The sequence below is a fragment of the Streptomyces sp. NBC_00873 genome (assembly GCF_045207415.1).
GTDB lineage: Bacteria > Actinomycetota > Actinomycetes > Streptomycetales > Streptomycetaceae > Streptomyces.
The window spans coordinates 721,631-743,710 of record NZ_CP108803.1; the positions used below are offsets into that span (position 1 = coordinate 721,631).

General features: G+C 68.1%; 23 protein-coding genes and 2 pseudogenes. 14 read left to right on the top strand and 11 right to left on the bottom strand.

Features of this window, described 5'->3' with window-relative positions:
- Positions 1-71 precede the first annotated feature (71 nt).
- Positions 72-1,355, top strand: coding sequence for a DUF6056 family protein (locus OH809_RS03440; protein ID WP_406424142.1), 1,284 nt, complete (start codon positions 72-74; stop codon positions 1,353-1,355).
- 74 nt (positions 1,356-1,429) lie between these two features.
- On the opposite strand, the gene OH809_RS03445 is transcribed toward OH809_RS03440, so the two are convergent.
- A complete protein-coding gene (locus OH809_RS03445; protein ID WP_406424140.1) occupies positions 1,430-1,660 on the bottom strand; it encodes a hypothetical protein in 231 nt (76 codons plus the stop codon).
- A gap of 391 nt (positions 1,661-2,051) precedes the next feature.
- Here OH809_RS03445 and OH809_RS03450 point away from each other — a divergent pair, with 391 nt between their 5' ends.
- The 3 genes from OH809_RS03450 to OH809_RS03460 all read left to right on the top strand — a co-directional run bounded on the left by OH809_RS03450 (position 2,052) and on the right by OH809_RS03460 (position 4,133).
- Entirely contained in the window at positions 2,052-3,332 is a 1,281-nt protein-coding gene (locus OH809_RS03450; protein WP_406424138.1) for a PIG-L family deacetylase, read from the top strand.
- A 300-nt stretch (positions 3,333-3,632) separates the two neighbouring features.
- On the top strand, positions 3,633-3,797 hold the full coding sequence (locus tag OH809_RS03455; RefSeq protein ID WP_406424136.1) for a hypothetical protein: 165 nt from the start codon (positions 3,633-3,635) through the stop codon (positions 3,795-3,797).
- A gap of 147 nt (positions 3,798-3,944) precedes the next feature.
- On the top strand, positions 3,945-4,133 hold the full coding sequence (locus tag OH809_RS03460) for a CBS domain-containing protein (RefSeq protein ID WP_406424134.1): 189 nt from the start codon (positions 3,945-3,947) through the stop codon (positions 4,131-4,133).
- 52 nt (positions 4,134-4,185) lie between these two features.
- On the opposite strand, the gene OH809_RS03465 is transcribed toward OH809_RS03460, so the two are convergent.
- Entirely contained in the window at positions 4,186-4,335 is a 150-nt protein-coding gene (locus tag OH809_RS03465) for a twin-arginine translocase TatA/TatE family subunit (protein ID WP_366695280.1), read from the bottom strand.
- 166 nt (positions 4,336-4,501) lie between these two features.
- Between OH809_RS03465 and OH809_RS03470 the strand changes: the two genes are divergently transcribed.
- Entirely contained in the window at positions 4,502-5,458 is a 957-nt protein-coding gene (locus OH809_RS03470; protein ID WP_406424131.1) for an ion transporter, read from the top strand.
- A gap of 505 nt (positions 5,459-5,963) precedes the next feature.
- Here OH809_RS03470 and OH809_RS03475 read toward each other — a convergent pair.
- Both OH809_RS03475 and OH809_RS03480 read right to left on the bottom strand, forming a co-directional pair.
- Complete coding sequence (locus tag OH809_RS03475; protein ID WP_406424129.1) at positions 5,964-6,518, bottom strand: TetR/AcrR family transcriptional regulator; 555 nt, start codon at positions 6,516-6,518, stop codon at positions 5,964-5,966.
- Between the two features lie 281 nt (positions 6,519-6,799).
- Positions 6,800-7,297 carry a hypothetical protein gene (locus OH809_RS03480; RefSeq protein ID WP_406424127.1) on the bottom strand — a complete coding sequence of 166 codons (498 nt, stop codon included), beginning with the start codon at positions 7,295-7,297 and terminating at the stop codon, positions 6,800-6,802.
- A gap of 318 nt (positions 7,298-7,615) precedes the next feature.
- Here OH809_RS03480 and OH809_RS03485 point away from each other — a divergent pair.
- A pseudogene (locus OH809_RS03485) lies at positions 7,616-8,028 on the top strand (transposase); the annotation flags it as partial.
- A 129-nt stretch (positions 8,029-8,157) separates the two neighbouring features.
- Here OH809_RS03485 and OH809_RS03490 read toward each other — a convergent pair.
- Positions 8,158-8,631 (bottom strand): hypothetical protein, encoded by a 474-nt coding sequence (locus OH809_RS03490; RefSeq protein ID WP_406424125.1) that lies wholly within the window; start codon positions 8,629-8,631, stop codon positions 8,158-8,160.
- A gap of 113 nt (positions 8,632-8,744) precedes the next feature.
- Here OH809_RS03490 and OH809_RS03495 point away from each other — a divergent pair.
- A pseudogene (locus tag OH809_RS03495) lies at positions 8,745-9,292 on the top strand (transposase); the annotation flags it as partial.
- Between the two features lie 114 nt (positions 9,293-9,406).
- On the opposite strand, the gene OH809_RS03500 reads toward OH809_RS03495, so the two are convergent.
- Positions 9,407-10,801, bottom strand: coding sequence for an NAD(P)/FAD-dependent oxidoreductase (locus OH809_RS03500; RefSeq protein WP_406424123.1), 1,395 nt, complete (start codon positions 10,799-10,801; stop codon positions 9,407-9,409).
- 133 nt (positions 10,802-10,934) lie between these two features.
- Positions 10,935-11,792 (bottom strand): PaaX family transcriptional regulator C-terminal domain-containing protein, encoded by an 858-nt coding sequence (locus tag OH809_RS03505; protein WP_406424121.1) that lies wholly within the window; start codon positions 11,790-11,792, stop codon positions 10,935-10,937.
- A gap of 162 nt (positions 11,793-11,954) precedes the next feature.
- On the opposite strand from OH809_RS03505, the gene OH809_RS03510 reads away from it, so the two are divergent.
- The 7 genes from OH809_RS03510 (at position 11,955) to OH809_RS03540 (ending at position 19,486) form a co-directional block, all read left to right on the top strand.
- Positions 11,955-12,857: an SDR family oxidoreductase gene (locus OH809_RS03510; protein WP_406424119.1), complete on the top strand. Its 903-nt coding sequence runs from the start codon at positions 11,955-11,957 to the stop codon at positions 12,855-12,857.
- A gap of 14 nt (positions 12,858-12,871) precedes the next feature.
- Entirely contained in the window at positions 12,872-13,741 is an 870-nt protein-coding gene (locus OH809_RS03515) for an amidohydrolase family protein (RefSeq protein ID WP_406424117.1), read from the top strand.
- 9 nt (positions 13,742-13,750) lie between these two features.
- On the top strand, positions 13,751-15,271 hold the full coding sequence (locus OH809_RS03520) for an acyl-CoA synthetase (RefSeq protein ID WP_406424115.1): 1,521 nt from the start codon (positions 13,751-13,753) through the stop codon (positions 15,269-15,271).
- A gap of 75 nt (positions 15,272-15,346) precedes the next feature.
- Entirely contained in the window at positions 15,347-15,802 is a 456-nt protein-coding gene (locus tag OH809_RS03525) for a MaoC family dehydratase (RefSeq protein ID WP_406424113.1), read from the top strand.
- 186 nt (positions 15,803-15,988) lie between these two features.
- The gene (locus tag OH809_RS03530) at positions 15,989-16,534 is read left to right on the top strand and encodes a hypothetical protein (protein ID WP_406424111.1); all 546 of its coding nucleotides are present in this window, start codon (positions 15,989-15,991) and stop codon (positions 16,532-16,534) included.
- Between the two features lie 598 nt (positions 16,535-17,132).
- Complete coding sequence (locus OH809_RS03535; RefSeq protein WP_406424109.1) at positions 17,133-17,780, top strand: hypothetical protein; 648 nt, start codon at positions 17,133-17,135, stop codon at positions 17,778-17,780.
- 233 nt (positions 17,781-18,013) lie between these two features.
- Complete coding sequence (locus OH809_RS03540) at positions 18,014-19,486, top strand: hypothetical protein (protein ID WP_406424107.1); 1,473 nt, start codon at positions 18,014-18,016, stop codon at positions 19,484-19,486.
- Positions 19,487-19,747: 261 nt separating this feature from the next.
- On the opposite strand, the gene OH809_RS03545 is transcribed toward OH809_RS03540, so the two are convergent.
- From OH809_RS03545 to OH809_RS03560, 4 genes are all read right to left on the bottom strand, one after another.
- Entirely contained in the window at positions 19,748-20,599 is an 852-nt protein-coding gene (locus OH809_RS03545; protein ID WP_406424105.1) for a HEAT repeat domain-containing protein, read from the bottom strand.
- Positions 20,600-20,861: 262 nt separating this feature from the next.
- On the bottom strand, positions 20,862-21,341 hold the full coding sequence (locus tag OH809_RS03550) for a TnsA endonuclease N-terminal domain-containing protein (protein ID WP_406424103.1): 480 nt from the start codon (positions 21,339-21,341) through the stop codon (positions 20,862-20,864).
- A 151-nt stretch (positions 21,342-21,492) separates the two neighbouring features.
- A complete protein-coding gene (locus OH809_RS03555; RefSeq protein ID WP_100661309.1) occupies positions 21,493-21,567 on the bottom strand; it encodes a 50S ribosomal protein bL37 in 75 nt (24 codons plus the stop codon).
- A 105-nt stretch (positions 21,568-21,672) separates the two neighbouring features.
- A complete protein-coding gene (locus OH809_RS03560; RefSeq protein ID WP_406424101.1) occupies positions 21,673-21,903 on the bottom strand; it encodes a hypothetical protein in 231 nt (76 codons plus the stop codon).
- Positions 21,904-22,080: the final 177 nt, after the last annotated feature.

The following is a 22,080-nucleotide window of genomic DNA, read 5'->3' on the forward strand; positions in this document are numbered from 1 at the left end:
TGCTGGCGGCCGCGGCCTGGTTCGGCCGTTGGGTGCGTCCATCCGGTGATGACTGGTGCTTTCTGCCCGTCGTGCGTGACGGGGGGCTGTCCGCGATCGTCGGGAAGTTCTACTACCTGGACAACGGGCGCGTCGTGAACGCTGTGCTGGTCTGGTGCTATGCGCGGTTCGGTGTCGCCGGGCATCAATGGTTCGGCCTGATCAGTGGTGTGCTGATGCTCGGGCTCCTCTGGGCCGCTGTCGCCGGCGCTCTGCCCAGGGCAGGGATGACGGTGCCACGGGGGGTCCCTCTCCTCCTGGCATCGATGGTGACGGCGATGTTCCTGTTCGGGTCCCCCAACACCTACAAGACGTTCTACTGGCCGGCCGCGTCCGTCTCGCACACCCTGCCGCCCGTGTTCGCCTGCGCTGCGGCCCTTCCCCTCCTGCGGGCCACATCACGACGGGGCAGAGGGTTCGCCCTGCTCACTGTCTTCGTGGCGGGGTTCCTTATGGGCACGCTGTCGGAGGAGACCTGTGTCGTCGGTGTGGTTGTACTGAGCTGCTTGCTGCTGATCAGCGGCCGGGGCTTCCCGCAGGAGCGACGTACCTTCTTCCGCGGCTGGTGCGCCGCAGGGATCACCGGAATCGTCATCGGAAGCCTGATCCTCCTCAGTTCTCCGGGCTCACGACATCGGCGTGAACGTCACGATGCCGCGTCGATACTCACTCCCGAATCGCTCCTCGCTTCGCTGCGCGGTTTCGCGCACATCACAGCCATCCTTCTCACGACATGGCAGTACCTGGGGGCCTTCGTGGCCGGCCTCCTCCTGAGTCTGCTGGCCCGGCAGCACGCAGGCAGCCTTCCCCCGATGAGATGCGGGACGCTGCTCGCCCGGACCGGCGTCTGCGCCCTCCTCGTCTCCGGCTATCTGTGCACGGTCATCGCCTACCCGGCCTTCGGGCCGAGCGTCGCGACGTCCACACGGCTCTGGAACGACTACCTGCTGCTCTACATCCTGCTGCTTGTCCTCGTGGGCGCACTCCTCGGCCGCGCGTGGAGAGAGAGCGGGCGCCCCACCGGGCCGCCGAAGGCCGCCGCCGCAACCGTGTACGCCCTCGTCTGCCTCGCGCTTGCGGTCTCTCTCGTGCACCTGGACGCCGACATGGCGGTACGCGCTCGGAAATGGGACCACCAGGATCACTGGTTGCGCAGCCAGTCCGCGGCCGGCGCAAAGGTACTCCCCTACGCACGGCTGCCCATCAGCAAAATGACCGAACCGTTCGGTGACGACGGGCGCAAGCCGTGGCCCGCGTCATGCGTGGCCCACTACTACCATCTGGAACGCGTGGTCCTGGCGACAGAACTCCCCTGAGCACCGGCACGTGCAGACGGTACGGTCCGAACACGGACGGCGCACGACGACCTCACGCACTGCTCAACCCGCGGTCAGTCCGACGGCAGATGGAACGGGACCGAGGTAATAACGATCTTGGGCGGTGGACGCAGAGCACGGCGCAGGCGGGTGGCCGTGCGACTGTGCAGGAGCCGGTCTCGACGCCGCGAGGTGATGATCTCTGGGACGATCACCGTAAGGGCGAGTTCTGGATGCTGCCGGTGGAGTGCCTCCAGGCAGCGGACCAGGGGTGCGACGACCGCGCGGTACGGAGAGACAATCACCTCCAGCGGGGTATTCGGTCGTCCCGGCGAGTCGGTCGTTTTGCGCAGTCCAACTACCGGTACCCCTATGAGTGGTGCGCTTCGGCGAAGCCCAAAGGGCCTCGCCGAAAGTGTCACACTCGCGACCACGATCTGCCCCGGACCACCCCTGAGCATGGACGTGATGTGGGCCAAAATGATGAGAGGACGGAATGGTTGAGTGGAGTGCACGAAGGACAACAATAAAACCCACTCGGCACACCGGCTGATTCCCGCTACGGCGCTGGCGATGTGCGCAATTCTGGGATCATCGTGCTCTTCGAGTGATTCCCCCCTCACAAACAGGGCCGCGGGCCCCACGTCGCACCAGACATCGAAGGCGGCGCAAGAACCTCACGGATGCCAACGCACCATGATCGGTGTCGCACATCCCGACGACGACCTCTACTTTGTCGACCCGGAGATCAGAAAGACCATCCATGCCGGATGCGCGGTCACCACCGTTTATCTCACCGCAGGCGATGACGGGAAGACCCCACAGGCAGCCCGGGACTACGTCGCGAGAAGAGAGAACGGGGTGCGTGCGGCCTATGCGGAGCTTGCCGGCGTCCCAGATCGCTGGACCGAGGACAGCACACGGGTCAACGGTCGCAGCATCAGATCCTTCAGCCTCGGCAGCGGTTCGCAATCAAAGGTCAAACTGGTCTTCCTGGGACTACATGACGGGCTTCCCCACGGACAGAAAAATGAGAGCATGCTCAAACTGTTCCTGGCGACCCGCAAACGGATTCATCTGTTCCAAAGCATGGAAAGCTACACCGAGGACCAGCTCCTGCGAACCCTGTCCGACCTCGCCCGGCAGGAAAGATCGCAACGTATTCTCACTCTGGACTACGACAACGCTTCCTTCGCCTTCGGTCTCGGCGGCAAGGTCGACCATAGCGATCACGGCATCGGAGCCAGATACTTCAGAAAAGCCGGATATCTCTCCGGCATCCCCGTCGCGTCCTACCTCGGATACACCATGTCGTCACTGGAACCCAACCTGCTCCCTGAGCAAGTGGCCGAAAAGGAAGCGGCCGTCAGACGCTACATCGCGAATACCGATTGCCATTCCGAGGGGAGTTGCACCATGACTGACACCTACAAGGGGCCGCTCCAACACGACGACTCGGACTGGGTTCACCGTCAGTACCAGCAAGAACACCGGAACCCACACCTCGGAGAAATCATTGGAGACATTGGAAGAACTACCGAGTTCAGCAGCAGGGATCCGGAGCAGTGCCTCGAAGCGGTGAGCACGCAGCCGAAGTACGACGCAGTCCGGATCAACAGCTGCAATGGAACCAGCGCGCAGAAATGGGAAATCCGGGACGACGGAACGATCAGAACAAGACTTTATAGAGGATATTGCCTCACCGAACTGACCAGCGGCGCCGGCCTGACACCGTGTGACGCATCACATCCAGAACAGAAATGGGCACACAAGCCCTGGAAAAGTACCACGTGGAAGCGCACGGCATGGCGAATCGCGGGAGAGAAAGGCATGTGCCTCTACCAGGACGACCGCTCGCTCCCTCCTTACTGGAATTCAAGGACGGCGCAGCACCCCCGGCTCGGTCTCGTCAGCTGCAACAAACAGCCTGAGCCGGAGCTCTATTGGCGCTGGACCGCAGGAACGGCTCACAAATGACCCAAACATCGCATAGGCCACCCAGCGCAACGCAATCAGACGTGACGACGTGTCGTTGACGCGTGGCGTCTTGTACCGCTGGTGGCTCGACTCGATACGGCGATCTGCCGACTGGTCCCCTCCGTCGGTGAGGCCTGGCTTATTTCCGGCTCCCGAGGATCGGACGTTGCGTATCCGACAAGATCAATAGAGGATGCGGAGGCAGCGGAAACCGGGTGTTACCCGGTCAGCCGTGCTCACCGGCGAGGCCTGCGGACGCTGGGGAGCCGACGGAACGCGACCGGGCGGGGTAGGAGATCAGTGCGAATCACGAAAGAGGATGTGTTCGATCCGGAGGAGATGCGCGAGGGCAAGAAGAACGCTGCCTTCTACCGAAGCCTTGGGCTTCTCTCCTACGAGGAGAAGCAGATGGCGGCGTTCGGCCTGCCAGGGGTTCGGACGGCCGAGGGCGACGCGAACGCGTGACCGGCTACGCGGCCCTGGGCGGGTACTCTCTCCGGGCGCGGATCAGCGGGTCGCGGGCGAAGCCCCCTTCTGATCCACGACAACGGCACTGTTCTGGGCTCGGTCCACGCCCGCGACGCGCCTGCGGCCCGTGCTCAGGGCCGCGCCATGGTCGCCCGCGACCTGACCCACCCCGCACCGGAGCTGACCAAGTACGCGACGGGCACCGACGCGATCGATCTCCTACGCCGACGCCGGGCTTCGCTCGCCCTTGTCTGCGACGACTCGGGCCGCCTCGCGGGCACGGTGAGCCTGGGCGACCTGCTGGCCCGCTTCCTGCAGCCGCAGGCGGCCTGACGGCAGAGGTGTAGTCGGCCCAGTCCACAACGAGCGGTGGGCCGACGCATGCTCACCGCTCGTCGTTCCTCAACGCCTTGGCCTCGCTCTTGAAGATGCGGGCCGCCTTGCCCGCCGAACGCGTCAGCTCGGGCAGCTTCTTGATCCCCAGGACCACCACGACGACGAGGAGGATCAGAGCCAGTTCACTCAGGCCGAACATCAGATCTGCTCTCCCAGTGGGACGGATGGCGACCGAAACCGTGTACCGGCTGCGCATCACTCTCTACATTGCTGTAGAAGTCTCTCCTGGAGCATGATCGCTCAACAAGCCCGCCTTCCAGCCTGGTTGGCCGGGAACAGTGTGCTGCACGGAGGAACAGAGCAGGATGACGGACGGCGACCCCACGGCCCGAGTGACCCCAGCCCGGGTATCCCTGGCGCGCCGGTGCCGCGCCCTCACGGAAGCGCGCTGGTTCGCCGTCACCGTGTTCACCCTGATCCTCACCAACGCCGCGCTGCTCGGCGTGGAGACGTACAGCGGACTGGTGGACGACTGGCACCGGTGGCTGCGTCTTGCCGAGCACGCCTGCGTCGCCGCCTTCACGGTGGAGATTGTGCTGCGCCTGGCCGCCCACGCCGACCGCCCGCGCTCATTCTTCCGCGATCCGTGGAACCTTTTCGATCTCGCCGTCGTCCTCAGTGCGTTCCTGCCCGTCGTACGGGAGAACACCACGGTGCTACGCCTATTGCGGCTGGCCCGTGTCCTGCGTACAGCCCGCTTCCTGCCGCAGCTGCGCGTCTTCCTGGTCGCGGTCGGCCGCAGCCTTCCCGGCACACTCAGCTTCCTGGTCGTGGGCGCGCTGCTGCTGTACGTCTACGCGATGGTGGGCTGGGTCTTCTTCGCGCAACACGACCCCGAGCACTTCGGCTCAATCGGCCGCGCCGTCCTCACTCTCTTCCTCCTGATGACCCTGGACGGCATCGGCGACGCCGTCCGCGCCGGCCTGGAGATCTCCCGCTGGAGCATCGTCTACTACGCGTCCTACGTCCTGCTCGCCTCCTTCGTCCTGGTCAACGTCCTCATCGGCGTGGTCATCACTTCCCTCGACGAGGCACGGGACATGGAGACGGAAGAGCCACCGACGCAGCAGGGACCGGAGGACGCGAATCTGCTGCGAGAACGCATCGCCACTGCCCGCCGCGCCCTCGACGACCTCGAGGACGAGCTCGCCCGCGCGGCTGTGCACTTCACAACACCCGGCGAAGGGCGGGTAGTCGTCGCAGCCCGGCCGCTAGGGTGCGTTTCAGAAGTGGATCTTGATGTGTCGAGATCCACTTCATAGGGAGGCACGATCCGACGCATGCGCAGTGGGCGAAGCTGGAGCCGCTGCTCCCGGCCGGGAAGAAGCCTGGACAGCCGCCGGTGCACACAGTTCCGGGTGGTCCTGGGCCGTATCCGGGCGCCCCGGCTCGGGCCGGGCCGTCCGCGCACCGGGCCGGACAGTCGGATGCAGGGCTCGCCGCCGGTCACGGCCGGCCCCAGCGCCGTATGTCCTGCAGCCACGGGAGCGATTCCTCCGCCTTGATCGTCGAGGGTGCCGATCATGGCGTTCGGCATGAGATGCGAGGTGCGGGAAAGGGAGCAACGGGACGACGGTGTACGCGGGCAACCTGAGCCTGATAGGCATGCTGATGGTGGTTCCTCCGGGGCGGCGGGCTGTCAGGAGGCGCACCTGACACCCGCCGATTCCTCGGAGCATGAGCGGGCGCGCCGTTCCTCGGCCAGGTGCCTGCCCCCGAGGCCGGCACCCGGGAGCGCGGGCGATCGGCGCCGCCGCACCCGCGTGCTCAGCCCGTCGTTGTCGTCGGAGGGGTCTGGGCCGGGAGGTGGCCGTGCAGGAGGAGGCTGACGATCTGGTCTGTCACCGCCTCGCCCGGCGGTTCGCGGCTCACCGCGGCCAGGTAGACGATGGTTCCGGAGTAGATGTCGACCATCAGTGAGGTATCGGTGTCGGGCTGCAACCGGCCTTCGAGTCGGGCTCGCTCCAGCATTTCCACGACCGACGCGCGGCGGGGTTCGATGAGCTCGGCGAAGGCTCCGGTACCGGTGGGATCCTCGATCACATCGGCGAGCAGCGCCGGGAGGATCAGGCACGTGGGCATGGCGGAGACGAGCTCGATGGTCAGCCGGACGGCGGTTCGCAAGTCGGCTTCCAGGTCGCCGGTCTCATGGATGGCAGGAAGTGGGACGTCCCCGCTGAGGGCCTCGATCACCAGCGCGGCCTTGTTCGGCCACCACCGATAGATCGTCGCCTTGCTGACTCCGGCTCGCCGTGCGACGCCTTCGAAGGAAAGCCGCTGATATCCGACCTCGCTGAGCAGGGCTTTCGTGGCTCGGAGCACGGCTTCGTGAGACTCCCGGCGCCTCCGCCTGGAGCGAGGCACGATGCGGTTGCGCTGGGCGGCGTAGTCAGGAGCCAAAGGGTCCTGCCGGCCGTTCTGCTGCCTGGGAGTAACCACCGTGTGCCTCCTTTGTGAGCCACTGGTGCGCCCTTTGACTTTGCCCTATGAGTGACCCTATCTTGGCGATACGAGGCGTTTCGTACCGTATGAGCCCTCTTGTACTCAATAGTAGGATCCTGAAGCCCACCGGGGAATCGCTGCCAGCAATTCCGATGGGTGGATCACCGCGCACCAGACCCGCGCGCAGGATCTGGTGCGAATGGGCGTCCCCTGCGAACGCCCGAGATCTCTTTCTCGACCCCCAGAAGGGGGACATGATCATGCGCGCGAATACGACCAGGATGCGGCGAATAGCCGCCGCGGTTTGCACGGCGCCCCTCCTCGCCATCGCGGCCGGAGCCGGCGCTGTCAGCGCGGCCGCTTCTCCCCCGTCGTCCGCCGTCGCCTCCGTCCCGTCTCATGACGGCGGCTCGGGTTGGGGTTGCCAGTTTGGTGACAGCTGGGACTGGGGATTCCGCTGTCACGAGGGTTTCGACCATGGCTTCGGTTTCGACCATGGCTTCCGTTTCGACCATGGCTTCGGTTTCGACCACGGCTTCGGCGGTGACCACGGCTTCGGCGGTGACCACGGCTTCGGCGGTGACCATGGCTTCGGCGGCGGTGACCATGGCGGCGGTGACCATGGCGGCGGCGGTGACCATGGCGGCGGCGGTGACCATGGTCGCTGAGGCTCCAGCGCAGTGAGTCTGCGATCAACACGCGGCAGTTTGTGAGTGCCGCATCCGGATGCCCGAGCTACTCGGGCATCCGGACCCGTCTGGAGCGGCAGGCGTCTCATCCGTTCCGCAGTCGATATGGGTGTGCCAGCGGTGAGGATCGTGTGCGTCGGTGCGGGGCCTGCGGGATTGCATTTCGCGGTCTTGGCCAAGTTACGCGATGCCGGGCAAGAGATCACCGTGCCGGGGCGCCCACCCGCGGCCATCTACGGCTGGGCTGCCATTCCTCCCGGTCAGTAACGGCCGTTGTGGCCGGTGGCGGGATCACCGTGGGATCACCGGCAGGTGATCAACGGGATTCTGCACCGGGTGCGGACCGGAGTGCAGTGGCGGGCGTGACCTGCCCGAACGGTTCGGCCCGTGGAGACCGTCTACGAACGCCACCGGCTGTGGTCGGGCGACGGCACCTGAGAACGCCTGCTCCAGCACGTCCAGGCCGCGGCCGACGCGGCGGGGGAAATCGACTGGGACATCTCGGTGGACTCCACCATCGTCCCCGCGCATCAGCATGCGGCCGGTGCCCGCACCGATCCACCGCCAGCACCCGCCTCAAAGGGGGCCCAAGTGGTGGAACACCAGGACGAGACGCCGTGGCAGAGCCTCGTCGGCCGCCTGGTGGAGGTGGTGCTGGAGGTGAGGGCCTGGGCCGCTCGCGTGGCCGGTCCACCACCAAAGCCGGCAACCGACTCAAACAGCATCGAGCCGTGGCCACTCGCTACGACAAGCGCGGCTATGTCTGTCTCGGCACCGCAACCGCAGCAGCCCTCACAGTCTGGCTCCGAACATGACCGGCCGGGCAAGTCCTAATCGCCCGAAAAACCGAAGATCCCCAGGTGGGTGGGTCTGCCATCGGAGTGGAGGACGACGTAATAGCCGGTCCACCGCATCTGGCACTCGCCGAGCAGGCTCCGCTCGTGCTCCTCGTGGCTCGGAGCCTCGTTGGCAGCGGCGACGAGCTCCTCGTATTGCTCGACCGATGGGCGGTCTGTACCGAAGTGGTACACGACGCGGCTCGGTGCCAGAGGGCGTAGGGTGCCGTAGTCAGTGGCACGGGACGGCCTCGGCGGGTCATCTGTGGGAACAACGGTGTCGATGTCGAGGATCGTATGGGTGCCCTCTGTCCCCATGAACTCCTCGTCCTGATACAGGTCCTCCAGGCTTCGGAAGTGGGCACCGTCGCCGTATTCCTCCTGAAACACTCTGGCTTGCAGAGCTGCCAAAGCCGCCGCGACATCCCCGTCGTATGGGGTGACATAGTCCCATCCACTAGCGCCCATCGAGCTACCCTCCGTGAAGATTGTGAACGGCCAAACGGTAGCGGCGGGGGCTGACAACGCCGCGGCTTCAGCGCTGCTGCACGAGGCCCTGTTCGACGAAATAGCGGCCCGGCCGTCGACACAGGACGGGGATTGCCCAGGAGGCCGGGCACCGTGAGAAGTGGCGCCTGGCCTTGGACACCCTGGACGAGCGGGCCGCATGGGACCTGGTGCCGCCGGTCGTGGTGGCCGACGCCGGCTACGGGCAGAACGCAGATTCCCGAGCCGGCCTGACCGACAGGGGCATCGCCTACGTGGTGGCCGTCCGTCCACCCGCACCATGCGCAGCCGGTCACCCCGCCCTGGTCCGGCAACGGCCGCAAGCCGCAGCCCCGCTACCGCGACAAGCCCTCCTCGGTGGCCGCGCTGGCTACCAGCCATGGATGACAGGCCTTCGCCGAGATCACCTGGCGGGAGAGCTCCCGCGGGCGGATGCGCTCACGTTTCGGGGCGCTGCGGGTGCGGCCGGCCACGAACAGGGCCCTCCGCCTGGCCCAGACCGCCGCCACCACCGAGCACGGCCACTGGAACGGCGTCCTGCCCGACGTGACACCGTTGGGTCGAATGGCCCGAACAGGCCGACGACCCCACCGACTACTGGATCTCCAGCCTGCCGAGGACACCCCGCTCGTTACCCGACCGCGTCGTGGCGCCGGTGGCACTTCGGGGAACAATCGGCGGTCATGCCCAGCGAGTTCCCCGTTACCGCGTGATCTCGTCACTCGGCTAGCCCTCGTCAGCTGTCGAAGCCGAGGCCGAAGCGGTCGAGCGTCCTGAGCCAGAGGTTGCGCCGGCCCTCGTTGCGGTCGGCGCGCGCCATCGACCACTTGGTGATGCCGATCCCGGCAGAGCGGATCGGGTCGGGCGGGAACGGGAACGGTTTGCGGCGGACGAGCTCCAGCTGGGTCCGCTCGGTGCGTTCGCCCGCCAGGAGGTCGAGCATGACCTCGGCACCGAAGCGCGTGGCGCCGACGCCGAGGCCGGTGAATCCGGCAGCGTAGGCGACCTTCCCGTGATGACTCGTGTCGAAGAACACGCAGAAACGGGTGGAGGTGTCGATGGCACCGCCCCAGGCGTGGGTGAACCGGATGCCTTCCAACTGCGGGAAGGTCGTGAAGAAGTGCCGGGCGAGGGTGGCGAAGGTCTCGGGCCGCTGGTCGTGTTCGGCTCGGACCTTGCCGTCGTGGTGGTAGACGGCGTCGTAGCCGCCCCACAGGATGCGGTTGTCCGCGGAGAGCCTGACGTAGTGGAACTGGTTGGCGCAATCGGCGAAGCCCTGCCGGTTCCGCCAGCCGACCGAGGCGAGCTGCTGCTCGGTCAGCGGCTCGGTCATGAGCGCATAGTCGTACACGGGGACGGTGTACGGGCGGTGGCGGCGCAGCAGGGAGGGATAGGCGTTGGTGGCCAGGGCGGCACGCCGGGCGGTGATCCGCCCGTAGGGAGTACCGACCGCGATCACGCTGCCGTGCTCGGTGAGCGAGGTGGCGGGCGTGTGCTCGTGGATGCGGACGCCGAGGTCGAGGCAGGCGCGCTTGAGCCCCCAGGCGAGCCGGGCCGGGTTGACCATGGCCACGTCGTCCTTGTTCCACACGCCGCCGCGGAACGTCGGGGAGTCGATCTCGGCACGGACCGCCTCGGCGTCGAGCAGCAGCGGCTTGCCACCGAACCGGGCGAGGGCCTCGGCTTCCTCCTTCAGTCCCTCGACCTGGTACGGCTCGGTGGCCACCACCAGGGAGCCGGTGCGTTCCCAGGAGCAGTCGATGCCGTGGCGTTCAACCGTGTCCTCGATGGCCTGGAGGTTCTCGCGGCCGAGTCGTTCCAGGAGGCCGATCTCCTCGGGCCAGCGCTGGAGTCCGTTGTGCAGGCCGTGGGTGAGGCTGGACTCGCAGAATCCGCCGTTGCGGCCGGAGGCGGCGCCGCCGGCCTCGTCCGCCTCGATGAGCACCACATCCATGGACGGATCGCGCTCCTTGGCGACGAGGGCGGTCCACAGCCCGGTGTATCCGCCGCCGACCACGAGCAGGTCACAGGTGGTGCCGCCGACGAGTGCGGGGGCGGCCTGCGGCCGGTCGGGGTCGTCGAGCCAGAACGGGGTCGGCGAGGCGTCCCGGAGCGAGGTGAGGTGGTCCATGGGGCGGGGCTCCTTCGGATCGCGGAGGTACGGGCCTCCGAAGTGCCGCCATGACACCGCCCAGGGGACCTTAAGGTCAATGGTGTTGACATAAGATCTGGCGCTGCCTCCGCCGTTGTGCTCGGCCGACCCGCTATCCCGCCGGCTCCCAGCGATCCAGGATCTCCTCGGCGATCCGCTTGGCCTCGGGATCGAACCGCTCCGCCAGCTCGCGGAAAACTGCCTCCGCGCGCGCGGCGGGCCACTCCTCGGGAAGGTGTTCGGCAGGCAGGTGGGGGTCGCGGCGCACCAGGTCGAGCCAGTCGGTGTGGAGCAGGAGCTGGCGCCCCAGGTCGTCGCGCGCCTCGGTCGGCGCGTGGCCGTCGTCCCACCGGGCCAGGAAGGCGTGGTAGCCCTCGGCGGTGACGTCGACGTCGAAGGCGGTACGCAGCAGGGGGCCGGCCTCGGTGGGTTCCGCAGCCTCGCCATGGAAGGCCTTGATACGGTCCTCCAGCCCGAGTTCCGCGGCCAGGGGGGCGACGTCGACCCGACCGGGGGCCACCCACAGGCCGCTCTGCAGCGGGCCGAATCCGGCCCAGACGAGCCGTGAGCGCAGGTCGTGCCGCTCGCGGCGCCAGGATTCGGGCAGCGAGAAGGCAACCAGGGTCCAGGTGCCGTCCCAGGCACGGTTGACGGCGCCGGTCCGCCAGATCCGCTCCTGCCCGTCGGCGAGCACGGCGGCGGCACGGCCGGTCAGCGAGAAGTACATCCTGCGGCCCCGCCGGTGCCGCTCCAGCAGGCCGCGGCCGACCATGCGGGTGAGGGTCGAGCGGACGGCGTCCTCGCCGACCTGAACGCGGGCGAAGGCATCGATGACGCTCGCCGAGGACAGGGCGGTGTCCGTGCCGAGGACGTGGATGCCGAAGAAGCTCAGCATCAGGGACTGCGGTCGGGGCGGGCCGCCGCGCTCGGCCGCGGGGTCCGTTTCAAGCGTCGGATCAGGGTGCGTCACGGAGACAGCGTAGGCGTGGAGCACCGCCGCCAGGACCTTTATTCGGCACTTCATTGACCGCAGACAGAAATGTGCCTAACTTTGGCGCGACTGGTGCGCACCTCCGGTTGCAGCCCCCCGCACCTGCTCCTCGCACACCGCCCTCTGGAAAGGACCCCGTTCATGGATCTCTCCGACAAGGTCGCCGTCGTCACGGGCAGTGGCCGCGGCCTCGGCCTCGCCTACGCCCGGGCCCTCGCCACCGCGGGCGCCGCCGTGGTGGTCAACGACGTGGACGCCGCCGCGGCCGACGAGGCCGTGCGGCGGATCACCGCGGCCGGCGGCCGCGCCGTCGCCGAGGTGGCGCCGGTCGGCTCCGCCAAGGCCGCGGAGGCTCTGGTCTCCCGCGCGGTCGACACCTTCGGCCGCCTCGACGTCATGGTCACCAACGCCGGTGTGCTGCGGGACAAGGTGCTCTGGAAGATGACCGACGACGACTTCGACACCGTCGTCGAGGTGCATCTGCGCGGCACGTTCACGTGTGCGCGCGCCGCCGTCGAGCGGATGCGCGAGCAGGGCGAGGGCGGTCGCATCATCGTCGCGGGCTCCCCCGCCGGGCAGCGCGGCAACTTCGGCCAGACCAACTACGCCGCCGCCAAGGCCGGCATCGCCGCCATGGTGCGCACCTGGGCGATGGAGCTGGCGCGGGCCGGCATCACGGTCAACGCCGTCATCCCGGTCGCCGCGACCGCGATGACCAAGACGATTCCCGCCTTCGCCCCGCACATCGACGCGCTGGAGCAGGACGGCACGCCCTTCCCCGACATGCTGCGCAAGGGCGAGGGCTTCGGCACGCCCGAGGACGTCGCGGGCCTGGTGGCCTTCCTCGCGTCGGACGCCTCGGTCGAGGTCACCGGCCAGTGCATCGGCATCGGCGGGGACAAGCTCGCCCTGTGGTCGCACCCGCAGGAGGTGTCGGTGGCGTACGCCGACGGCGGGTGGAGCGCCGACGCGATCGCCGCGGCCTGGCCGCTGACAGTCGGCCGTACTCCGCAGACCTTCGGCATCCCCGCCCCGCAGCTGTGAAGGGCGGGACCGTGATGAACCTGGACGACCTCGTCGCCATCGACGTCCACACGCACGCCGAGGTCTCGGCGAAGGGCGGCGCCTCGCTCTCGGCCGAGCTGGACAGCGCCGCCGGCGCGTACTTCAAGGCCGAACACCGCCACCCCACGCTTGCGGAGATCGCCGCCCACTACCGGGAGCGGCGGATGGCATGCGTCGTCTTCACCGTCGACGCGGAGTCGGCGACCGGCACCCCGCCGGTACCGAACGAGGAGATCGCCGAGGCGGCCGAGCAGAACCCGGACGTGATCATCCCCTTCGCCGGCGTCGACCCGCACAAGGGAAAGGTGGCGGTCCGTCAGATTAGGCGTCTGGTCGAGGAGTTCGGTGTCCGGGGCTTCAAGTTCCACCCGAGCCTCCAGGCGTTCCACCCCAACGACCGAATGGCGTACCCGCTGTACGAGGCCATCGAGGAGGCCGGCGCGATCGCCCTCTTCCACACCGGCCAGACCGGCATCGGTGCGGGCACCCCCGGCGGCGGTGGCATCCGGCTGAAGTACTCCAACCCGATGGACGTGGACGACGTCGCCGCCGACTTTCCCGGCATGCCGATCATCCTCGCTCACCCGTCCTTCCCGTGGCAGGACGAGGCGCTCGCGGTGGCCACGCACAAGCCGCAGGTGTACATCGACCTGTCCGGCTGGTCGCCCAAGTACTTCCCGCCGCAACTGGTGCAGTACGCCAACAGCCTTCTCCAGGACAAGGTGCTGTTCGGCTCCGACTATCCGCTGCTCTCGCCGGACCGCTGGCTGGCCGACTTCGCCGAACTCCCGATCAAGGACGAGGTACGTCCGAAGATCCTCAAGGAGAACGCGGCCCGGCTGCTCGGTCTCACCCACCGCTGAGGGGTTCCCATGCGCAACCAGGGCATCGGTTCATGGACCGCCCGCCGGAACCGCAAGACGCCACGGCGCACCGCCCTCCTGCACGAGGGCCGCGCCATCGGCTACGCCGAACTGCACGACCGCTGCACCCGTCTCGCCCACGTCCTGCGGGACGCCGGCGTCGGCCGCGGGGACCGGGTGGCCTTCCTCGGCCCCAACCACCCCGCCTTTCTGGAGACGCTCTTCGCCACCGGGCTCCTGGGCGCGGTGTTCGTCCCGCTGAACACCCGTCTCGCGGTGCCGGAACTGCTCCACCAGCTCGCCGATTCCGGCAGCCGGGTCCTGGTGCACGCCCGGCAGCTGGAGAGCCGGGTCGCGGAGCTGACGGCGGGATCCGGGATCTCCCCGGTCCTCGCGGTCGAGGACGGGCCCGGACTTTCGTACGAGGAGCTGCTCGCGGCGGCCGGGACGGACCCGGTCGACGAGGAGGTGGGACACGAGGACATCTGTCTCATCATGTACACCTCGGGCACCACGGGCCGGGCCAAGGGCGCCGTCCTCACCCACGGCAACATCGTCTGGAACAGCCTCAACGTGCTGGTCGACACCGACCTCGCCGGCGACGAGGTGGCCCTGGTCGGCGCGCCACTGTTCCACACCGCCGCCCTGAACATGAGCTGTCTGCCCACCCTGCTCAAGGGCGGCACCGTCCTCCTGGAGTCCTCCTTTGACCCCGGCCGCAGCCTGAAGCTGATCCAACAGCACCGGGTCACTTGCATGTTCGGTGTTCCCACGATGTACGACACGATGGCGGCGGCACCCGGATGGGAGAGCGCGGACCTGACCAGTCTGCGCACCCTGCTCTGCGGCGGCGCCCCGGTCCCGGCCCGTACCAGCCGCGCCTATCTGGACCGGGGGCTCGCCTTCGTCCAGGGCTACGGCATGACGGAGACCGCGCCCGGGGCCCTGGTCCTGGACCGGGCCGACTCGCTCGGCCACGCCGGTTCCGCGGGCGTGCCGCACTTCTTCACCGAGGTGCGCGTGCTCCTGCCCTCGGGCGAGGAGGCAGCGCCGGGCGAGAAGGGCGAGGTGGTCGTCGCCGGGCCGAACGTGACGCCGGGCTACTGGAACCTGCCGGAAGCGACCGCCGCGGCCTTCCGCGACGGGGGGCGCTTCCGCTCGGGCGACGTGGCCACCGTCGACGCCGACGGCTATGTGTATCTGGTCGACCGGCTCAAGGACATGATCATCTCGGGCGGGGAGAACATCTACCCCGCCGAGGTCGAGGACGCCCTGCTCGGACACTCCGCCGTCGCCGAGGCGGCCGTCATCGGCGTACCCGACCCGCAGTGGGGCGAGGTGGGCCGGGCGGTCGTCGTGCTGCGCCCGGGGGCGGCCGCCACGCCGGAGCAGCTGTTCGCCCACCTGGAGGGCCGGCTCGCCCGCTACAAGATCCCCCGCAGCGTCGTCCTCGTCCCCGAACTCCCGCGCAACGCCGCCGGAAAGCTGCTCAAGGCCCCCATCCGGGCGCGTTACGGCTCCGACAGCTGAAGCACCACCGGCGCCGCCGGGGCGTCGAGCACCGGCGCCGGCGCCGGACCATCCCTTCCCGATTGGAACAACCCCATGTCTCTCACCGTCAACGGAATCGACGAGATCAAGGCTCAGGCGGGCGCCGACCTCGGGCACAGCTCCTGGCTGGAGATCGCCCAGCCGCGGGTCGACACCTTCGCCGACGCCACCGACGACCACCAGTGGATCCACGTCGACGTGGAGCGCGCCAAGGAGGGGCCGTTCGGCGGCACCATCGCCCACGGCTACCTCACGCTGTCCCTGCTCATCCCGATGTGGAGCGAGCTCCTCCAGGTCGAGGGCGTGTCGATGGCGGTCAACTACGGCCTGAACAAGGTGCGTTTCCCGTCCCCCGTCCGCGTCGGCTCGAAGGTCCGGGCGCACGGCCGCGTGGTGTCCGTCGAGGATGTCAGGGGCGGTGTCGAGGTCGTCGTCGACCTGACCGTGGAGATCGAAGGCTCGGACAAGCCGGCGTGTGTCGCCCAGGCGGTGTACCGCTTCTACGCCTGATCTACCTGAACCACCAATACGGGAGGGGGCGGCTGCTTCGAGCAGCCGCCCCCTTTCGCGTGCTGTCGCACTACCTGGCAGAAAGCTGCCGCGTTCACGGGCGACCGATTGCTGAAGGACCCGCCCGACAACAGCCTCTTCGACGGTTAATGCTTCGAGGACAAGGTCGGCAGGATCCTCGGCGCCATGTGCTGCAGCGAGCATGAGGCCGAACCGGTGACGCTCTTCGTGACCGCGACCGCGCTGGACGGCCTTCCTGAGTACCTGCAGGACAGCTTCGGAGGTCGGTTCCAGGTTGCCGACCACCGCCGGATCCATAGGTTTCAGCACGACCCACACGCGGTGGTCTTTCGCAAGACCGGTGTCGATTACGACGCCTGGAAGCCTCGGGCCGTCGGCCGCAGGGACTTCCTCGACGAGACGGTACTGGACCGGCTGCACTTGGCCGCGCGTGCCTCCGCCGGCTTTCCCGTGGCCTTCGCGCCCGTGGACGAATCGCCACTGCTTGTCCAGCGCGTCCGGCCCGCCCCAGAGATCCCCAGCAGGGGCCGGGACCGGGCGAGCTGGATCGTCGATGGCGGTGTTCTGAACAACGCCCCGTTCGGGCCCGGTCTGTTCTCCCTGCTAGTACAAGCACCGCAAGTCACCAGCCCCCTGCGCCGAGTGCGGCGCGGTCCGCATCCTCATCGGCCGCACCGCCGCAGGAACGGGCCTGTGCGCCACCTGCTGTAACCAGAGGATGCCGCCGCTGCAGACTCTGCACTGCCCCACCCGATCTCCGCCCCGGTGGCCTCTGTCCTCACTGCTCCCTCACTGACCAGCTCCGGCACCTCCTGGCGGATTGCGCCAGCACCGTCCCGGACCACCTGCAGCCGGTGGCCTCAGTCTTGGCCGACGCCGCCAACCCCTACCCGGTCCTCGACTGGGTCCGCCGCAGTCCCTCAGCGCACCTTCTGGCTCAGCTCGTCCGCCAGCCGGGCAGTCTCACCCACGAAGCCCTCGACGCTCTCCCGCAGAACGCCCCCACGTCCTACGTCCGCGGACTGCTGGTGACGGCAGGGATCCTCACCAGGCGAGACGAGAACCTCGCCCGCCTCGAACGCTGGGTCACGCGCACCCTTGCCAAGCTCCCTTCCACCACGCGAACGTCATCCGCCCCTTCGCGCAGTGGCACACCGTCCGGGACGCGCGGCGACGCTCAGCCCGCGGCCGCTACACCGTCAGCGCCAGCAAAGGCGACGCCAACAACATCCGCTGCGCCCAACAATTCCTGGCCTGGCTCGATACTCACAAGCTCCAGCTCAGCACCCTGAAGCAGCCGGACCTGGATGTGTGGACGGCTGCTCACCCCAGCAAGGCGAGCACCATCGTCTCGTTCATCCGCTGGGCCCAAGCACGCCGCCTGGTCACCGGCCTGGACATCCACTACCCGCCCAGCCAGTACCCGGCCACCTTCCAACCTGAGGACGCCCACCATGAACAACTACGACGGTGCCTGACCGACACGCCCCTCCCGCTGGACATCCGAATCACCGGCGCCCTGAACCGCCTCTATGCGCTTCCTCTCTCACGCATCGTCGAACTCACTGCCGACCGCTACGGCCGCGCCCCTGAGGCCGCCTACCTCACCATCAACCGCCACCCGGTGATCCTTCCGCCTACCCTGGGCTGCCTCATCGAGGAGCAGATCGACCGTCTCAGCGGCACTTCGGCACACCGACGACAAATTTCCGACGAACCCTCGTACCTGCTTCCGGGACAGAGCCCTGGCTGTCCTCGTAACCCTCTGGGCCTTGCCGACACACTCCGGCGCCACGGTCTTCCGGCCCGAGCAGCCCGCAACACGGCGATGATCGAAGCCATCGCTGACATCCCACCGATGGTGATGGCCGACCTGTTCGGTATCCAGCCCCACACCGCCAACCGTTGGGCACAGCTGGTCAGCGAAAGCTGGTCCCACTACCTGGCTGCCCCGTAGAACACGTTGCTGGGCTGCGGTCTGTTCAGGGGGCGCGTGCGAACCCTGATCCGGCTCCTTACGGCAAGGAGCTGAAGGCTGCTGCGGCAGATGATCTCGGTTCGTCACGCCGCCCCGACCGCGGACCCAAGGAGGAGTGGTGTGCTCTGTGCCTGTGATGATCATCCGATCCCCCAATAAACGCGCGTGAGAGACTCGGTGGTCAGGTCACCGAGGCAGAAGGGTTGCTCGCCGTGTCGGACGCTACGCCGCTGCCAGTCCATCTCGACAAGGTGGTGGAGGGACTCGCGGGAAACCCTGCCATGCCGTCCGAGCTCGTGCGTCACCTCCTCGCCTATCGCAAGGGGCTGGGCAGGGTGACCAAGCGGCCAGACCTGAGCGATGACATGATCGCCGAGATCATCGCCGCCGAAGATCACTGGCTCACACACTCTCTCGCTCTCAACCGCAGCCTCCCGCACGCCTTCCGGATGATGCTCGCCGAGCACCCGGATCCCGCGATACGCAGGGCTGTAGCGATTGCTGCGGACGACGCACCGCGAGAGCTGTTCGAGCGGCTGCTCGACGACGCCGACCCACAGGTACGCGAACACCTGGCGGAGAGCGGTCACGTACCGGCGGATCTGCGGGCCCGGCTGGCGGCCGATCCGGAGCCGAAGGTCCGAGCGACGCTCGCCCAATGGTGGACGCAGGCTCCCGAACCGGTGCGCCGGCTCCTGCTGACGGATCCTGACGACTCGGTACGCGCAGGAGCCTGTGCGACCTACTACCGGCGGATTCCCCATCCAGTTCCGCCAGCCGACCTGGTCCCTGCGCTGCTGGCTGACCCGGTCACGCGCGCTGGGGCGGTACGCCACTGCACGCTGGACACCGACACCGCCCGTTGGCTGGCCGACGATCCGGATGAGGAAGTACGTAGGGAACTTGCGGAGCACCGCGACCTGCCGCCGGCGCTGCGCGACAAGCTCGCCGCGGATTCCAATCCGCGGGTCACGCTCCGCGTCTTCGCCCGGCAGGACACCCCGGAGCCAACCCGCGCTGCGATCCATGCACAGATCCTGTCGGACGTGCCTCCGCTGGACTGGCTCGCGAACCACCAGGTACTGGACGACGACGCGCTCGAACGGGAGATCATGGGCGAGATAGCGCGTGCGGAGCTTCGGGCACTGGGCCTGCCGTGGGTAACGGCTGATCCCCTGCCCTACGTGGACTCGCCGTATGTCTGCTTCCGTGCATCGGCCGCGATGGCCGACGACCTCCCGGCACCGGTCGTAGCCCGGCTGCTCGACGACGAGGAGAGTAGCGTCCGCACGACGATGGCTCTGCACGCCCGTGACCAGATCGATCCCGCCACCGCCGAGCGCATCGACCGCAGTTACCGCCCGGACAAGATGGTCCGGTGGCGTCCGGCCGACGACTTCCCCCTCCCGGCGGACGTCCTTCGGCGTCTGGCTACCGATCCCGACCCGAGAATGAGGCAACTGGCCCCGCGGGACCCGGACTTGCCGGTCGAATCCCTGCGTCGTCTTGCAGCCGACCCCGACCACACGGTGCGCCGCGCGATAGCGACCCATCCCCGACTTCCGGCGGAGGACTTGACGCGGCTGCTGGCCGATTCATCGGAGTCCGTCGCGAGCGCCGCAGCCAGTAACCCCAACCTGCCATCCGCAGGCATGCACAGGATCCTTGCCCTAGCAGGCTTGTGATACTTGATTGCGCGTTGCCAACGGCCGGTGAGGCTGTGGATGGTCGGCGGCCGGCCTTTGGATGTGCCGGGGAAGTCAAGGACCGAGACTCGGCCTCTGCGATTCAACAGGGCATTGGTGCGAGAGGGGCACCCGGCCGTGGGTCCTGAGCATGTCCAAGGCCACGCTCGCTGTCGGCAGGACAAGGCATGCGGGACCACCGTCACGAGGAATAGCGCACGTAAGCGATACCGCTACTTCACCAGTGGACGTAGGGAAAGGTCACATGGTGGCCGGAAGGTCCAGGACAGTGCGTGCAGCTTCGCGGACTCTCGTGTCCTCGTCCGCGCCGAGCCGTTCGAGCGCGGTGCGAACCGTCGGGCCCGGCCGACGGGCCAGGGACCAAGCGGCCGAGTACCGGACCCAGCAGTCTGTGTCTTGGGTGCGGGCCACCAGCAAGTCGGTGATCGTCTCATCGCGCGCTGAGCCGAGCGCTTCCACAGCGGCCCGCCTGGCTTCGGGGGCGGGGTCACCAGTGCCGGCGATCAGGATGGCTCGCGCACGTGAGGGATTCCCCACGCCGAAGATGCTGCCGAGGGTGTCCATCACGTCGGCGCGCACCCCGGGGTCTGGGTCGGACACCGCGTCGGCGACCAGCCCGAAGTACTTGGCCCCGCCGAAGTCGGTGACACTCAGGCCCCAGATGCCGACCCGCCTTGTCCCGGGGTCGTCCGAGGCGATGCAGCGGAGCAGCAGCCCGTGCGACGTCTCGGGCCAGGCGGAGAACAGTTCGAGGAGGTCGAGCTGAAGGGTGTCCCCGTCGCCGTTGCGATCACCCACGCTCGCGCGTAGCAGGGCGGGCAGGGCCGCTTTGCCGCAGGCGCCCACCAGGGCATGGGCAAGCCGGTCCCGGGCGAAGAAATCGTCCGCGTCGACGTAACAGGCAAGTCGACGCTCCAGCTCCGGCCCCAGGAACGCTGCCGCGGGTGTCCGCAGCCGTTCCACCAGGGGCTCGAACCGACGGCGCGCACCGGGCCCGCGCGCGATGGCTCCGGCCAACCCTGCGTCCAACTCGCCCAACGCAAGCAGCAACCCCGCGCGCTCAGCCTCCACGGAACCGTCACTCCACGTCATGCCCCCACCCTATGCAGCGGGTCGCCTTGGCCCCCGGGCGGTGGTCAGGAGCATCACAGCAGTGCCCCTGGCTGCGCTTCCGCGAATGGCATCCAAGATCTCCTCGCTCGCTACCCTGCGGGCCATCTGAAGCGCTCACCGGGCCAACTACGGCGCTCAGTGGGTGGCCCGGACCGGAGAAATCGGTCTCCGGGAGTCAGTCGCCGCCCAGGCCCGGTCGATATCCGCAGCGGGTACCCCGTGCTTGAGCCATCTTCGGTCATCAGCCCCTCCCCGGCAGGTAGATCCACGACTCGTCTCCCAGCGGCAGGGCCAGATCCATGGTCAGCCGCCGTAGCCACAGCAGGTGCAGCACGTAGATGCACGCGAGGGCCGGCCAGGAGGTGGCTGCCGCAAGTTCGCCCAGCCGGCGTGGTTGTTCCGCGGTCAGCTCCAGGAGCTCCGGTACCAGCCCCAGTGGGTCGGACGTCGCGCGTCGCCGGGCGGACGGTGCTTCCAGCGCGATCCAGGCCTGTTGTCGCCAGCCGGCGACCACGGCGTACTGCCAGCCGGCGGCTCCCGCCGCCCGTTCGGCAGCAGCGAACTTCACCGCGTCGTCCGGCTGGATCAGATCCGCCGGCCGGACATCGACCAGCAGCGCGGTCCCGTGTGTCAGCACCAGAAAGTCCGGCGTGTGCCGCCGCCCGGGGCGCTGGTGTGTCGTGAACTTCAGCGTGAACGGCTGCGACAGCACCTCGTCCACGCCGCCCACGAAGTCGAGCGCCAGCAGAAAACGCCGCTCGGCCTGATGACGCTCGCAGGGGCTGCCACCCGTATGAACCGGCCCGGCAGAGGACCAGTCTTGAGCGTGTGGTCCGGATGACCTGTCGCCCCGCGCCGTGTGTCCGGTGAACTCAGGCGTTGGGGCGCTTGCCGTGATTGGCCTTCTTCTTCTTGCGGGCGCGTCGCTTGTTCCCTCGCTTGGCCATAGTCCACTTCTCCCAGATTCGGTGCATTTCGGGCGATCGTCAGTCTAGGTTCGGCCGGACGCGTCCGCATCAGGAGCGTTGCGAATACGTCAGAAACCCGCCCGCTCAGGGCACCCACTTGTACTTGTCTCCGCCGACCCACCTCACGACCGCGGGATCGTCGAAGTCGATCTCGGGCACCCCCGCTTGGTGCGCCAGCGTGATCACATCCACCATGTCGTAGGCAGGCCCGGCCAACACTCCGTTGACCTCCATGCGGTACGGCGGGTCGCCCGGCACGACGCCGAGGACGACGACGGGGTAGGGGTGGAACGCCCCTCCAGCATCGTTGGTCATGTTTAGAGCGTGTGGCAGGGGCGCGCCGCGCACATGTCGAGCGGACCAACCATCCCCAGTGACGGCCCTGCCCCGCCTACCGGCTCGCGGGCCTCCTACGCTGGAAGGCGACGACTTCCCGCTCGGAGCCAATCCTGCAAGACCGGCTGGAAGAAGCGACTCGCCGCGCGCTGATCG

Coding starts and splice junctions, on each gene's coding strand:
- OH809_RS03450 (WP_406424138.1), top strand. CDS start 2,052: ATGATCGGTGTCGCACATCCCGACGACGACCTCTACTTTGTCGACCCG.
- OH809_RS03460 (WP_406424134.1), top strand. CDS start 3,945: ATGGTCGCCCGCGACCTGACCCACCCCGCACCGGAGCTGACCAAGTAC.
- OH809_RS03465 (WP_366695280.1), bottom strand. CDS start 4,335: ATGTTCGGCCTGAGTGAACTGGCTCTGATCCTCCTCGTCGTCGTGGTG.
- OH809_RS03470 (WP_406424131.1), top strand. CDS start 4,502: ATGACGGACGGCGACCCCACGGCCCGAGTGACCCCAGCCCGGGTATCC.
- OH809_RS03480 (WP_406424127.1), bottom strand. CDS start 7,297: ATGGTCACCGCCGCCGCCATGGTCACCGCCGCCGCCATGGTCACCGCC.
- OH809_RS03490 (WP_406424125.1), bottom strand. CDS start 8,631: ATGGGCGCTAGTGGATGGGACTATGTCACCCCATACGACGGGGATGTC.
- OH809_RS03500 (WP_406424123.1), bottom strand. CDS start 10,801: ATGGACCACCTCACCTCGCTCCGGGACGCCTCGCCGACCCCGTTCTGG.
- OH809_RS03510 (WP_406424119.1), top strand. CDS start 11,955: ATGGATCTCTCCGACAAGGTCGCCGTCGTCACGGGCAGTGGCCGCGGC.
- OH809_RS03515 (WP_406424117.1), top strand. CDS start 12,872: ATGAACCTGGACGACCTCGTCGCCATCGACGTCCACACGCACGCCGAG.
- OH809_RS03520 (WP_406424115.1), top strand. CDS start 13,751: ATGCGCAACCAGGGCATCGGTTCATGGACCGCCCGCCGGAACCGCAAG.
- OH809_RS03525 (WP_406424113.1), top strand. CDS start 15,347: ATGTCTCTCACCGTCAACGGAATCGACGAGATCAAGGCTCAGGCGGGC.
- OH809_RS03530 (WP_406424111.1), top strand. CDS start 15,989: ATGTGCTGCAGCGAGCATGAGGCCGAACCGGTGACGCTCTTCGTGACC.
- OH809_RS03545 (WP_406424105.1), bottom strand. CDS start 20,599: ATGACGTGGAGTGACGGTTCCGTGGAGGCTGAGCGCGCGGGGTTGCTG.
- OH809_RS03560 (WP_406424101.1), bottom strand. CDS start 21,903: ATGACCAACGATGCTGGAGGGGCGTTCCACCCCTACCCCGTCGTCGTC.